General features: G+C 65.7%; 11 protein-coding genes. 5 read left to right on the top strand and 6 right to left on the bottom strand.

Annotated features, from left to right (window positions below; translation table 11 throughout):
- Positions 1 to 88: 88 nt before the first annotated feature.
- Both EOHIBHHM_RS12460 and corA read left to right on the top strand, forming a co-directional pair.
- Positions 89 to 259, top strand: a complete 171-nt coding sequence (locus EOHIBHHM_RS12460; protein ID WP_497251028.1) for a hypothetical protein — start codon at positions 89 to 91, stop codon at positions 257 to 259.
- Complete coding sequence (corA, locus tag EOHIBHHM_RS12455) at positions 256 to 1,242, top strand: magnesium/cobalt transporter CorA (protein WP_497251026.1); 987 nt, start codon at positions 256 to 258, stop codon at positions 1,240 to 1,242. Before EOHIBHHM_RS12460 ends, corA begins: the two co-directional genes overlap by 4 nt.
- A gap of 49 nt (positions 1,243 to 1,291) precedes the next feature.
- Here corA and EOHIBHHM_RS12450 read toward each other — a convergent pair whose 3' ends face one another.
- Positions 1,292 to 2,755, bottom strand: coding sequence for an FAD-dependent oxidoreductase (locus EOHIBHHM_RS12450; RefSeq protein WP_497251024.1), 1,464 nt, complete (start codon positions 2,753 to 2,755; stop codon positions 1,292 to 1,294).
- A gap of 129 nt (positions 2,756 to 2,884) precedes the next feature.
- Positions 2,885 to 3,727 (bottom strand): ion transporter, encoded by an 843-nt coding sequence (locus EOHIBHHM_RS12445; RefSeq protein ID WP_497251022.1) that lies wholly within the window; start codon positions 3,725 to 3,727, stop codon positions 2,885 to 2,887.
- A gap of 431 nt (positions 3,728 to 4,158) precedes the next feature.
- Here EOHIBHHM_RS12445 and EOHIBHHM_RS12440 point away from each other — a divergent pair, with 431 nt between their 5' ends.
- Complete coding sequence (locus EOHIBHHM_RS12440; protein WP_497251020.1) at positions 4,159 to 5,904, top strand: BCCT family transporter; 1,746 nt, start codon at positions 4,159 to 4,161, stop codon at positions 5,902 to 5,904.
- A 29-nt stretch (positions 5,905 to 5,933) separates the two neighbouring features.
- Here the strand turns inward: EOHIBHHM_RS12440 and EOHIBHHM_RS12435 are convergent, their stop codons facing one another.
- Positions 5,934 to 7,202 carry a cation:proton antiporter gene (locus EOHIBHHM_RS12435; RefSeq protein ID WP_497251018.1) on the bottom strand — a complete coding sequence of 423 codons (1,269 nt, stop codon included), beginning with the start codon at positions 7,200 to 7,202 and terminating at the stop codon, positions 5,934 to 5,936.
- 261 nt (positions 7,203 to 7,463) lie between these two features.
- Here EOHIBHHM_RS12435 and EOHIBHHM_RS12430 point away from each other — a divergent pair, with 261 nt between their 5' ends.
- Positions 7,464 to 7,988, top strand: a complete 525-nt coding sequence (locus EOHIBHHM_RS12430; protein ID WP_497251016.1) for a DUF3426 domain-containing protein — start codon at positions 7,464 to 7,466, stop codon at positions 7,986 to 7,988.
- Positions 7,989 to 8,154: 166 nt separating this feature from the next.
- Here EOHIBHHM_RS12430 and EOHIBHHM_RS12425 read toward each other — a convergent pair whose 3' ends face one another.
- The 3 genes from EOHIBHHM_RS12425 to EOHIBHHM_RS12415 form a co-directional block, all read right to left on the bottom strand.
- Positions 8,155 to 9,363, bottom strand: a complete 1,209-nt coding sequence (locus EOHIBHHM_RS12425) for a M20 family metallopeptidase (RefSeq protein ID WP_497251014.1) — start codon at positions 9,361 to 9,363, stop codon at positions 8,155 to 8,157.
- Positions 9,356 to 10,780 carry an APC family permease gene (locus EOHIBHHM_RS12420; RefSeq protein WP_497251012.1) on the bottom strand — a complete coding sequence of 475 codons (1,425 nt, stop codon included), beginning with the start codon at positions 10,778 to 10,780 and terminating at the stop codon, positions 9,356 to 9,358. Before EOHIBHHM_RS12420 ends, EOHIBHHM_RS12425 begins: the two co-directional genes overlap by 8 nt.
- 117 nt (positions 10,781 to 10,897) lie before the next feature.
- Entirely contained in the window at positions 10,898 to 11,611 is a 714-nt protein-coding gene (locus EOHIBHHM_RS12415) for a helix-turn-helix domain-containing protein (protein ID WP_497251010.1), read from the bottom strand.
- 94 nt (positions 11,612 to 11,705) lie between these two features.
- On the opposite strand from EOHIBHHM_RS12415, the gene EOHIBHHM_RS12410 reads away from it, so the two are divergent.
- Positions 11,706 to 12,755 (top strand): N-acetyltransferase DgcN family protein, encoded by a 1,050-nt coding sequence (locus EOHIBHHM_RS12410; RefSeq protein ID WP_497251008.1) that lies wholly within the window; start codon positions 11,706 to 11,708, stop codon positions 12,753 to 12,755.
- Positions 12,756 to 12,823: the final 68 nt, after the last annotated feature.

Genomic DNA, 12,823 nt, shown 5'->3' with positions numbered 1-12,823 from the left:
GCTTCACCACGACGGGGCAAGAAACTAGCCCCCGTCCCGACCCTCGACCCCCCACATCTTCATCTAAGCGCGACTGGATGCTACGACCATGGAGTGGCGCACACTCGCGGGAGTCGGGCTGTCCACCGCCGGTCTCCTCGGCTACGTCGCCGGCATCTACGTTCCGTACCCCGGGCGGGCGTTCTCGATCACGGCCGTCATGGTCGGTGTCACGCTCGTCGCGATCGGCCATCAGACGAGAGCGAGCGGGGAGCCATGAGCCTCCACGCGATGGTGTACACCAGCGACGGCGTCGAACGGTACGACGACGTCGACGCCGCGCTCGGTGCGCCCGGCGAGACGTGGGTCCACGCCGACGACGCCGAACCGGACGAGATGCGGACGCTCAGAGACCGCTTCGACATCCACCAGTTGGCCGTCGAGGACGTCCGCAACGAGCAGGCGCGGCCGAAGACCGAAGAGTACGAGACGCACACGTTCGTCCTGCTGAAGACGGCGCGTCTCAGCCAGCGCGACGACATTGCCTTCCACAAGGAAGTCCGGACGAACCCGGTCGGCTTCTTCGTCGGCGACGAGTGGCTGGTGACGATGTCGACCGTCGACGTCGACGTCGTCAGTCCCGCCGCGTCGCGGTGGACGAACGACGGTCGTCGCTTCGCGAACCGTGGGACGGACTTCCTCGCCTACCGCATCATGGACGCCGTCGTCGACGACTACTTCGACGTCCTCGACGAGATCGAAGACGACATCGAAGCCATCGAAGAGCGCGTCCTCGAGGAACCGGACCCGCAGCTGCTGGAAGAACTCAACGCCGTCCGCCGCGACCTGCTCGCGTTCCGCAAGGTGGCGTGGCCCGCCCGCGAGGCGATCGCGTATCTCTCGCGGGGCGACATCCCGCAGGTCGCAGAGCGAAACGAGAAGTACTTCCGCGACGTCTACGACCATCTCGTCCAGGTCGTCGACCTCATCGAGACCTACCGCGACCTCACCGGCGGCTCGCGCGACATCTACCTGAACACGGTCTCACAGTCGACGAACGAGGTGATGAAGACGCTCACCGTCGTCGCGACCATCTTCATCCCGCTGACGTTCGTCGTCGGCGTCTACGGGATGAACTTCGCGGACACGCCCTACGCGATGCCGGAACTCTACTGGACGTTCGGCTATCCAGCGACGATGCTCGGGATGGGGATGCTCGCCGGGCTGCTGCTCGTCCACTTCCGACGACAGGGGTGGATCTGAACACGCTCGTGTCCGAGCGTGCGGCGAGAGCCAGCCTCGGTCCGTCTCGTCAGTCGTCCGCGGCAGGGACGTCGTCGACGGTGTCTGACTGGTCGTCGTCGTCGCTCCCCGACGTCTCCTCGTCGGTGTCGACGTCTGCGGGTGTCACGTCGTCGTCGGACTCCTCGTCGGCGTCCGCCCCGCGGGGGAAGTTGTCGATGGTGTCCGCTCGGAACGCCGACTCGTCGAACTCATACTCGTCGTCGAAGAACTCCATCAGCGTCCGCGTGTCCTTCATCGCGTTCTTGAGACACGTCGAGGCGCCCGGCGACGGCGTGATGTTGAAGATGATGTCGTCGCCGACGATCTTCGCCTCGCCCATGTCGAGTGACTTCTCCTTCGTGTCGACGATCTGCGGGCGGACCCCGCCGTACCCCTTCGCACGCTCGATGTCGTCGAGTTCGACGCTCGGGACGACCTTCTGGACGTGCGGGAGGAACGCTCGTGGGCCGACATCGGGGAGGTCGTACACGAGGTTCTTGAGGACGTACGGCAGCAGGATGCGGTCGGAGAGGATGTTGGCGTAGCTGAGGAACGCCGCCGCGTTCAGGCCGAACACGTCGAGGAAGTCGCCGACCGTGGAGATGCGACCCCGCTCGAGCGTCGGCACGAGCTTCGCGGTCGGGCCGAATCGGGTGATACTGGGGTCGTGGACGTCCGCGTCGCCGTGAACGGCGGCGAACGGGAGCTTCTTCATCTGCAGCGTGTACACCTTCCCGTTCAGGAGGTCGTCGGCGAGGAAGAAGCTCCCGGCGACGGGGAGCAGCACCTTGTCCTCGCCGTAGCCGAGCTCCTTCGCGATCTGGAGGCTGTGTGACCCGGCGGCGACGACGGCGACGTCACAGTCGAACCGGCCCTCACTCGTAGCCATCGTGTACCCGTCGAGCGTCGGGGTGATGTCGGACACTTCGGTGCCAGTGTAGACGTCGACGCCCGTCTCGTCCGCTGCGCGCTCGACGAGCGACTTCGTCACGCCGCCGTAGTCGACGACGTAGCCGTCGGGCGTCTGGAGCGCACGCATCTCGGTCCCGGGGTCGCGCCCCTCGACGACCTTCGGTTCGATCTCGGCGATCTCCTCGCGGCCGATCGACCGGAGCTTCGGGAAGAGGTCGCCGAACCCCTCGTCGTGGTAGCGGCGTTCGAGCGCGTCGACCTCCTCGTCGCCGACGCCGAGCACCATCTTGCTGCGCCGGTCGTGGAGGTCGCGGTCGGCGTCGTAGTTCTCCAGGTAGCCGGCGAGGATCTCCGCGCCCTCTTTCACCTCTTCGGCCTTCTCGAGGGTGTAGTTGGTCTCGATGTCGCCGAAGTGGAGCGTCTGGGAGTTGTTCGTGCTGTGGGAGTTGATCGCCGCGATCTCGGATTCCTTCTCGATCAGTGCGATGGAGTCGATGTCGGTGAACTTCGCAGTCGCGTACAGGAGCGACGCACCGCTGATACCGCCACCGACGATAACGAGGTCGTACTTACCAGACATAGTTGATCTCTTCGGACCGCTATCTCGACTACCTCGCTCCTCACGGATAACTGGTCTTCTTTGGCGCGTTTCGTTCGACGATCGACGAAACGGCGGTCGACAGTCGAGTGTCGACCGGCGTCTCTGGCGCTACTGTCTCGAGTCGTACTCCTGATAGATGACGTGCCCGCAGGACTTGCAGTATGAGGCGTCCGGGTCGTGGTAGGAGAGTCCGCAGTTCGGACACGTCACGTTCACCAGCTCTCGATTCGCCCACTCGCGGACGATCTTCCCCGCTTGCCACGGGACGAGAACGATCGCCGCGACGATGCCAGCAACCGTCACCCAGCGGCCGGCCCCGGTCGCAGGAGTGATGTCGCCGAAGCCGACGGTCGTCAGCGTCACGACCATGTAGTAGAAGGCGTCACCGAAGGTCTCGACGCCCGGGTTCACATCCACCTCGGCGCTGTAGAACAGTCCCGCGGCGACGAAGAACAGCGACAGTACGGTCAACAGGAGTTTGACGACGCGGAGCGTCTCGGCGGAGACGACGCCGAAGAAGAACTCCTCGTCCCGCGTGAGCCGATAGAACCGAAGCACTCGGACGACGCGAACGGTCCGGAGGAAGCCGATGTCGAGTCCCACGACCGCGGTCGGTAAGAACACCAACGACAGCGTCGGGAGGATCGACAGCAGGTCGGCGACGGTGTACGGGTCGGTGAGTTCGTCGACTCTATCCCGAGCACCGTAGATCCGGAGCAGGTACTCGACGGTGAAGACGAACACGACGATCTCCTCTAACCGCCACAGCAACGACTCCGTCGCTGGTGAGAAGGAGTACGTTTGGAGGACGAAGACGCCAATGAACACCAGGTTCAGCGACAACAGTCCGACGTCGACGAATCTGCCCAGTGAGGTTCTGTGGTCCAGCAGATAGAACTGCACCTGCTCGCGAAACCCCTGTGGTGCTCTCGGCGACGCGCGACCGTCCATACACCGTCTCGACGACCGAGTGACGGATAACCTCTCGGACCGTGGTCTCTCAGAGAGCGATCACGGGACTCAGCGACGACTCGGGACTGGACGGCGACTGTCTCCGCAGAGCGGACGTGGCCACAATCCTTACCCGACCGCCAGCGAAACACTCTCCCGTTACGTCCATTTAGAGACACATCACACCGACGGTGCGGATGCAGAACACCGAGACGTCGACGGGTTCGATCGAACGGTCGAACGGTCGACGTGAGCCGTCTCCGGCCGACTACACTCGGAATTCGGCTGTCGGTCGTGACGGTTCCCTCACCTCGTCTCGTGTCGCATCCAGCAGTGAGTCTCCGACGGTGTAAGTCGCAGAACGGACACGTACGACGCAAGACACATGTATACACTACTCCGCGGACGCACCGTCGGCGACGAGGGATCGAATGGCAACTGACGGCGACCGGATCCTCGGCAAACTGCAGGTCGAAGTGTTCCACCCCGACACCGACAGAGAACCGGGTGACGACAACGTCCAGCGGTTCGGGCTCGACGTCCACCCGGTGGTGTTTCCGGTCTCGCTGGCGATAATCGTCCTCTTCATCGCGCTCACGCTCGGGCTGGGAGACCAGGCCGCAGCGATCTATCAGGGAATCTTCGACTTCGTCAACAGGACGTTCGGCTGGTTCTACGTGCTGGCGGTCAACGTCATCATCCTCGCGCTCGGCTTCTTCGCGTTCAGCAAGTACGGGATGATTCGCATCGGCGGTCCCGAGGCCGAAAAGGAGTTCGACGACTTCGAGTGGATGGCGATGCTGTTCAGCGCGGGGATGGGGATCGGTCTCCTGTTCTTCGGCGTCGCAGAGCCGATGGAGCACTTCGCCTCCGGCGGCGGGTCGTTCTTCGATCTCGGTGAGAGCACCGCCGCCGCCGGCGGTGCCGCCCTCGGTATCACCTACTTCCACTGGGGACTGCATCCGTGGGCCATCTACGGACTCGTCGGACTCGGATTGGCGTTCTTCTCGTTCAACCGCGGCCTCCCGCTGACGTTCCGCTCGATCTTCTGGCCGCTGCTCGGCAAGCGGATCTACGGCTGGCCGGGACATCTCATCGACCTCACGGCGGTGTTCGCGACGCTGTTCGGGTTGGCGACGGCGCTCGGACTGGGCGTCAAACAGATGAACACCGGTCTCGCCTTCGTCGCCGCCAACTTCTTCGGAGCGGGCGTCCCGACCACCGTGTGGGTCCAGATCTCGCTCATCGCACTCATCACGGCGGTCGCGACGCTGTCGGTCGCGGCGGGTCTCGAAGGCGGGGTCAAGCGGCTGAGCAAGGTCAACGTCTATCTGATGTTCGCGCTGCTCGGCTTCATGATCCTCGCCGGACCGACGCAGTTCGTCCTCGACGCGCTCGTCGGCGGACTCGGCGTCTACCTCGGGAACTTCCTCGAGTTGAGCTTCTACACCGAGTCGTTCGCCGCCGGCGACCCGACCTGGCAACACACCTGGACCATCTTCTACTGGGGGTTCTGGATCGCGTGGTCGCCGTTCGTCGGCCTGTTCATCGCCCGTATCTCGAAGGGGCGGACGATCCGCGAGTTCATCGGCGGCGTGTTGGTGATCCCCTCGCTGGTCTCGTTTCTCTGGGTGGCGACGTTCGGCGGGTCGGCCCTGTTCGTCGAACTCCACCGGCAGACGGGGGGGATCGTCGGCCCGCTCACCGAACAGGGGCAGGCGGTCGCGCTGTTCGAACTGCTGTCGTTCTACCCGTTGACGCTCGTCAGCGCCGTCGTCGCGACGCTGCTCCTGGGAACGTTCTTCGTCACCTCGTCGGACTCGGGGTCGCTCGTCATCGACCATCTGACCGCCGGGGGGAAACACGACGTCCCGAAGACCCAGCGAGTGATGTGGGCGGTCACCGAGGGTGCCGTCGCTGCCGTGTTGCTGCTCGGAAACGGGTTGAACGCGCTCCGAACCGCCTCCATCACGACGGGCTTGCCGTTCGCGGTGGTGCTGTTGCTGATGGTGTACACGATCTACCTCGGACTCGACCACGAACTGGAGATCCTCGAGTCCGAGGCGTTCAGCGACAGAGTCGAGGAGATCTCCGAAGACGACGACGTCGAGGTGAGCAGAGAGTCCGGCGAGATCGTGACCGACATCCAGACGCCCGAGGAGTCGCCCAGCGACTGAGGGAGTCGGCGCAAACGCCGCCGCCGACGCTACGCGTCACCCTGTCGGGACAGTCGTTCGAGAACCGGTGTGGCGACGGTGCCGTGGACGACGACCGACACGAGGACGACGAACCCGACGAGCGCCCAGATCGTCTCCGACTGCCCGAACGTCTCCTCGTTGAGCGCGTAGGCGAGATAGTAGAACGACCCGATGCCCCGGATACCGAAGAACGCGATCGTCGCCCGTTCGTCCCACTGAATCGGCGCGCCGAGGAGACCGATCGTTCCCGCGAGCGGTCGGAGGACGAACACGAGCGCCAGTCCGACGGCCACCAGCTCCCACGTCAGGGGTGCTAACAACCCGGTCACGAGCGCCCCACCGAACAGCGTGAGCACGACCGCCATCGCGAGTCGCTCCGTCACCTCCGAGAAGTCGTGGAGCGCCTGGTTGTAGTCGTGCGTCCGTTCGTAGTGTCTGATGACGAGCGCAGCTACGAAGACGGCGATGAACCCGTACCCCTGGACCAGCTCCGTCACGCCGTAGATCAACAAGGTGCCGCCGAGCGCTTCGGTCCCCTCTACTGCCTCTGCGAGGCGCGACACCGGTGAAAAGCCGAACAGGACCTTCGCCAGCAGGTAGCCGAGTACGAGTCCCATCACCACGCCGACGACGATCTTGTACCCGACGTACATCCCACCCCACTTGCCGACCCAGTCCGTCCCAGCGAACCCCGACCCGGCGACGAGGATCGCGGCGTACGTGAACGGGAACGCCAGCCCGTCGTTCAGGCCCGCCTCGGAGGTGAGTCCGAACCGGACCTCGTGCTCGTGCTCCCGTTCGTCGTACTCCTCGTCTGCGGCCTCTCTCCCCTCGCCCGGCGGGCCGACCTGCACGTCGGAGGCCAACACGGGGTCGGTCGGTGCGACGACCGCCCCGAGGAGCAGCGCCGTCGCAGGGACGAATCCGACCGCCCACCAGCCGAGAACCGCCGCCACGCCGATCGTGAGCGGCATCGTCACCACCAACAGTCGCCACGTCGTCGACCACGTCCGTACCGAGAACGGTCGGTCGATCTTCAGCCCGGCACCCATCAGCGAGGCGATGACGACGAACTCCGCGAGTTTCTCGGTGATATCACCGTACGCCAACGGATCCGGGTCGGGGAGCCCGAGCGGCAGCGAGAAGGCGATCGCCCCGATGGCGACGAAGAACAACGGCGGGGAGAGCGCTCGCTCTGCCAACAGCTCCGGCAGAGCTGCGGCCGCGATGACCACGACTCCCAGTACAGCGAGGCCGACGACGTAGGGTTCGACCATCGACTGTGGCTGACACGCCAACGACCCTTAGGTAACTTGGCCGCGAAAATCGTCATTCGGCGACTAATTTCGTTCTCAGAACGGATTCGTTCTGTGAAGAAGGCGAAGACGTCCACGGACAGAACGCAGGCCTCGGCACTCACCACTCGGACCCTCGTGACAGCAGACCGATGAATACAAGCATCGTGCTTATCAGACTTCGAGCAGTCGTTTGATACTGTGATCCGAAGACAGTTTCTCACCGCAGTGAGTGGAATCGCTGTGGCCGGCGTCTCTGCCGGCTGTCTGGGTGGCGAACAGAACGCAGAGACCGAGACTACGGCGTCGAACGAAACGACGACCGGAACTGCTACATCAGAGGACACGACGACGGCGAACGAGACGGCGGAGACGACCACCGGTGAAGACGGGGCGACCGACATCGAAGGGGAGATCGCCGACGCACCGACCGCACTCGAGGTGACGAACCGGACCCTCTACGAGACCGACGGGGCGGTCGGTCTCCGCGGAACGATCGAGAACACCGGCGACGAGGTCTACCAGTGGGTCGAAGCCGAAGTGACGCTGCAGGACGACCAGGGGGAGGTCCTCTACGAGTTCGTCGACGAGAGCGAAGAGGAGTTGACCGAGGGCCTGAAACCCGGCAAGACGTGGCAGTTCGACGTCGCCTTCGAGGAGGCCAACATGGCCGAGGTACGGACGTACACGCTCGACCTCGAAGGGAGGACGGAAGCACCGACGAACGGGAACGCGAGTACGCAGGCGAACGGCAGTAGCAGCCAGTGATCAGTTCGAGAGCAGCGGTCTCTCGGATCGAGTGGCCTCGGCACTCATAGGGCTCGTCACCACCGGATGCCGAGTCCGGTTCGGAGCGGTGCCGTCGTCATCGGCCACCCACCTCTCGGCCCGGGAGCGAGAAAAGTTGCTCGGACCCCCGACGACCCGAACGGCGTCAGTCGAGCAGTCTGACTGCCGCGTCGGCGACGACGTTCGCCACCTCCACCACCTCGTCGGTGTAGACGAACTCGCCCGCGCCGTGGATGTTTTCTCCATCCGGGCCGAGGATGACCGTCGGCAACCCCGCGCGATCGCCGAGGTAGTTGAAGTCACCGACGCTGGAGAAGTAGCCGTAGTCGGGGTCGACGCCAGCGACCGCCCGAGTCGCGTCCGCCAGCGACGTCACGAGCGGGTGGTCTTCGTCGGTGACGTACGGTCCGTAGCGGATGTCGTCGGAGGGGGCCTCCCGGAAGCCGATCTCGACGTCGCTCTCCAAGCCGAGCTCGTCGACGACGTTCTCCGCCTGCTTTCGGACGTCTTCCTCTGACTCGCCGACGACGACGTGGCGGTCGACCATCAGGTGGGCTCGTTCGGGGACCGAGAGCGTCTGGCTGCCGCCCTCGACGAACAGCGGGCAGACGGAGCCGCTGCCGAGTTTCGAATGGTCGCCCGTCTCCATCACGTCGAGCGCCTCGGCCAGTCGTCCGGCCTCGACGACGGCGTTGACGCCGGTCTCCGGTTGTGAGCCGTGCGCCGCCCGGCCACGAACCTCGATGTCGTAGAGGAACCGACCGCGCGCGCCGAGGAGGAGCGCCGGGTTGTCGACGTCCTCCTGTGCGAGAATCGGACCGGGTTCGGTCACGATAGCCATGTCGCAGTCGTCGAGGAGGCCGTCGCGAATCAACCGGTCGGTACCGAGGCCGTACGGCCCCTCCTCGTCGACGACGACGGTGAGGAGGACGTCGCCCGCGAGGTCGCGGTCGGCGAGCGCGTCGAAGGCGGTCATGATGGAGGCGACGCCGCCCTTCATGTCGCAGGCACCCTGTCCGTAGAGTTTCCCGTCCTCGATGCGGCCCGAACAGGGGTCTTCCTCCCAGTCCTCGACGAGTCGAACCGTATCGACGTGGCCGTTGAGGAGGAGCGTCGGCGCGTCGGGGTCCGATCCCTCGATGCGCGCGACGACGTTGTCGCCCTCGTACTCGGTGATGTCGGGTTCCGAGACGTGATGGTACTCGGGGTCGTGGCCCCGCTCGTCGAGCCACTCGTAGACGTATTCGACGACCTCGTGTTCCTCGAAGTACGGGCTCGGAATCCGGACGAGTTCCTGGAGGAGGCCGATCGTCTCGTCTGGGGCGACCGTCGGTGCGGGGGCGGTGTCAGTCATCGCTGGCACCTCCGTGGGCGACCGGGTCGTCCCCGCGGACAGCCGGGTCGTACTCGTCGGACGGGACACCGGGGAGCGTCGCGAGGATAGCCTCGACGTCGTGGCCCCGTTGTCTCCCGAGATACCAGTAGAGGCCGAAGACGCCGAGACCGACGGCGACCCACGGAACGTAGATGCCGAGCGACCCCTTGTACGCCTCGGTCAGCAGCGCACCGGAGCCGAGCGCACCGACGAGAGCGGTGACCCAGAGAACGAAGCCGCCGTCGAATCCAGCTTGCGCTGCGAGGTCGGAGCCAGTCACGAGGACGTAGAGCACCGTGATCGAGACGGCACAGTAGGCGATGAGGTAGCTGAACGTCGCGATCGCGATCGCCTGGTCGAGCCCCGAACTCCAGAAGGTGAGTGCCGACGCGACGAGGTAGAGCGTGATGAGCGACCAGTGCGGCGTCCCGAACCGGTCGCTGACGGACGAGAACATCTTCGGGAACACCTCGTCCCACGCCCACGAGTAGGGCATCTTGATACCCGCGGCCATCACGGCGTGGACGCTCGACGCCGTCGCGAGCAGTCCACCGATCGCGACGATCGCGGTGCCGCTCTCGCCGAGGAACACCTCCGCCGCCGTCGCCAGCGGCCGTGCGGAGTCCGCCAGTACGGTGTAGTCGCCGACGACGCCGTAGATGACGGCGGCCGTCCAGACGTAGAGGACGATGAGGATGGCCGTCCCGCCGGCCATCGCCAGCGGCAGGTTCCGCGAGGGGTTCTTCACCTCGGCCCCCATCTGCCCGGCGACGGCGATCCCGATGTACGCGTAGAACAGCGGGACGGCGGCGGCGAAGAAGCCGTCAGCCCCGCCGGTGAAGAACGGCTGGTAGTTCGCGGTGTCGATGCTCGCCGTCCCGGGGACGACGAGGACGAGAATCGAGAGGATGAGGAAGGCAAAGATGGCGTTCTGCGAGACGCTGTACCCCTTCGAGCCGACGAGGTTCACGAGGAAGAGCACGGTCAGGAGCCCGAAGCCGGCGAGTGCCGGATCGACCGAGGGGTAGAACACCTGTAGATAGCTCCCGAACCCCAGCGCGAGAACCGCGTCGGCGGCCATGTAACCCAGCCACTTCGACCAGGTGACCAGAAAGCCCGGGAGGCGGTTGTCGAACGTCCGGGAGACGTAGGCGTACGACCCTGCGGCGGCAGGGAAGATCGTCGCCATCCAGCCGTAGTTGAGTGCGATGCTCATCGCGAGCAGTCCCGAGAGGACGACGACGAAGATGACGCTCGGACCGGTCGTGCTACTGGCAGTTCCGAGCGTGACGAACAGCCCCGCCCCGAGCGTCCCCGCGACGACGGTGCTGACCGCCCCGAACAGTCCGATGTCTCGCGAGAGACTCCGACTGTCGTTGACCTGTTGTGATGACATGCTTTAGCATATCATTACTCCCTCGTATAGCTACCCTCCCTCGTATGTGAGGTCACACCGAGAACGAGTCGTCGAGACGTCAGATCCGCCGCGAATCGTGGTCGACGCGAACCGGCGTCAGCGTTCGTCGTCTGCGTCGCCGCCGAGCAGTTTCGACTCGGCCTTCCGGAGATGCTCCAGCAACGTCGCCTTCGAGATGTCGAGTTCGTCCGCGAGGTCGCCCGCCGACACCTCCCGCGGCCACTGGTAGTAGTTGCGCCGACGGGCGAGGTCGAACACCTCGCGTTGCCGCTCCGAGAGATCGTCGGTCCGGAAGATGCCCGACCCGCTCTGCGGTGCCGTGATGAGTTCGACGCGAACGTCGGCGTCCATCTCCTCGCGGATCTCTTCGAGTCGCTCGTGGACGGTCCGGCGCGACCCCTGGACGAGCACGGTCCAGTACTCGCGGCCGCCCTGCATCCGCACCGGTTCGTCCGGGATGAACCCCCGCGAGACGAGCGCGTCGTTGATGCTCTTGTCGAGGTCGTAGCGGACGACGATTCCCCGACTCGCCGCCCCCGGAACCGACCCACCGTCGCCGTGTCCGTGGCCGTCGTCGGTCTCCCACACCGACTCCGTCAACGGCGAGTCGCGAATCGCTGCGACGAGCTCGTCGAGCGCCTCGGTCGTGTCGGCGTAGGCGGTGAACCGACCGGTCGCCACCCCGTCGATGGCGTGGACGCCGTGACCGAGCAACCCGGCGTCGGTGGCGTCGGTCACCTCGAGCGTCCAACAGTCCGGATGCCAGATGTCCAGACTCACCCGCACGCCGTCCGGCCCTTGCGCTGCCATCTCTTCGAAGAGAAGGGTGACGAGCGTGCAAAAACCTGTCCACCCCATCATGCGAGGGAGGTGTGTTTTGGGCCACGCTATGGTTCGGACTAGCATGAACCTCTCTGACGCGTTCGACGCCCCCGCCCCCGCGATCGTCCTCGCGGAGGGTGCCTTCGGGAGTCCCCACGGAAAGACCGCCAACGGCGTCGTCCGGCACGGCGAACTGTTCGACGCGAAGGCGGTCGTCGATTCGACGGCCACCGGCGACGACGCCGCAACCGTCCTCGGACGCGACGACCCGGCACTCGCGGCAGTTCCGGTCGTCGACTCGGTCGCCGACGCGCTCGACCACGCACCCGACGCCGAGGCGCTCGTCGTCGGCGTCGCACCGGCCGGTGGCCGACTGCCCGAGGCGTGGGCCGACGACGTCGAACGCGCCATGCGCTCGGGCTGTGACGTCGTCTCCGGACTCCACACCTTCCTCTCGGAGGACGAGCGCTGGTCGACGCTGGCCGCCGACTGCGGCGTCCGTCTCTTCGACGTCCGCAAACCGCCCGCTGGCGACGACCTCCGCGTCGCCGACGGCCGGGTCGACGACCTCGACACGCCCGTCGTCCTGACGGCGGGCACCGACTGCGCGGTCGGGAAGCGGACGACCACGTTCGAGCTCTACCGAGCGGCCCGTCGCGCGGGAATCGACGCCGGATGGGTCGCCACCGGACAGACCGGACTGATGGTCGGGGCGGACCGCGGCGTCGTCGTCGACCGCGTCCCCGCCGACTTCGCCGCCGGCGTCGTCGAGTCGCTGGTCTGTGAGGTCGCCGCCGACAGCGAGCTCGTCTTCGTCGAGGGGCAGGGTGCGCTCTCACACCGCGCGTACGGCGGCGTCTCGCTCGCGCTGCTGCAGGGGTCGTGGCCCGACGCGGTCGTCCTCGTCGACGACCCGACCCGCGAGCGTCGCGACGACTTCGAGCAGTTCTCGGTTCCCGAGGTGACGTCTGAAGCCGCGTTGGTCGAGTCGCTCTCGGAGGCGACCGTCGCGGCCGTCTCGACGTGGGGCGATCCTGGCGAGGAGCACTATCCGTATCCGACCGGTAACGTCTTCGACGAGGACGGTCCCGCGACGCTACTCTCGGCAGTCGAGGCGGTTCTCGGCGACTGAGCGAAAAGAGAGATCCGGTTCGAAAGTCGATCTGCGGCAGCCGTGTCTACCGCAGTTCCGTCGATCGC

It is taken from the genome of Halogranum roseipondis (genome assembly GCF_059695585.1).
The sequence above is the reverse complement of the archived record's forward strand: the minus strand, read 5'-3'. Positions and strand labels throughout refer to the sequence as shown.

Excerpts from the sequence above, each read along its gene's own strand:
- EOHIBHHM_RS12410 (WP_497251008.1), top strand. The coding sequence starts at position 11,706 with ATGAACCTCTCTGACGCGTTCGACGCCCCCGCCCCCGCGATCGTCCTC.
- EOHIBHHM_RS12440 (WP_497251020.1), top strand. The coding sequence starts at position 4,159 with ATGGCAACTGACGGCGACCGGATCCTCGGCAAACTGCAGGTCGAAGTG.
- EOHIBHHM_RS12425 (WP_497251014.1), bottom strand. The coding sequence starts at position 9,363 with ATGACTGACACCGCCCCCGCACCGACGGTCGCCCCAGACGAGACGATC.
- EOHIBHHM_RS12415 (WP_497251010.1), bottom strand. The coding sequence starts at position 11,611 with ATGGCAGCGCAAGGGCCGGACGGCGTGCGGGTGAGTCTGGACATCTGG.
- EOHIBHHM_RS12450 (WP_497251024.1), bottom strand. The coding sequence starts at position 2,755 with ATGTCTGGTAAGTACGACCTCGTTATCGTCGGTGGCGGTATCAGCGGT.
- EOHIBHHM_RS12460 (WP_497251028.1), top strand. The coding sequence starts at position 89 with ATGGAGTGGCGCACACTCGCGGGAGTCGGGCTGTCCACCGCCGGTCTC.
- EOHIBHHM_RS12435 (WP_497251018.1), bottom strand. The coding sequence starts at position 7,202 with ATGGTCGAACCCTACGTCGTCGGCCTCGCTGTACTGGGAGTCGTGGTC.
- EOHIBHHM_RS12445 (WP_497251022.1), bottom strand. The coding sequence starts at position 3,727 with ATGGACGGTCGCGCGTCGCCGAGAGCACCACAGGGGTTTCGCGAGCAG.
- corA (WP_497251026.1), top strand. The coding sequence starts at position 256 with ATGAGCCTCCACGCGATGGTGTACACCAGCGACGGCGTCGAACGGTAC.
- EOHIBHHM_RS12420 (WP_497251012.1), bottom strand. The coding sequence starts at position 10,780 with ATGTCATCACAACAGGTCAACGACAGTCGGAGTCTCTCGCGAGACATC.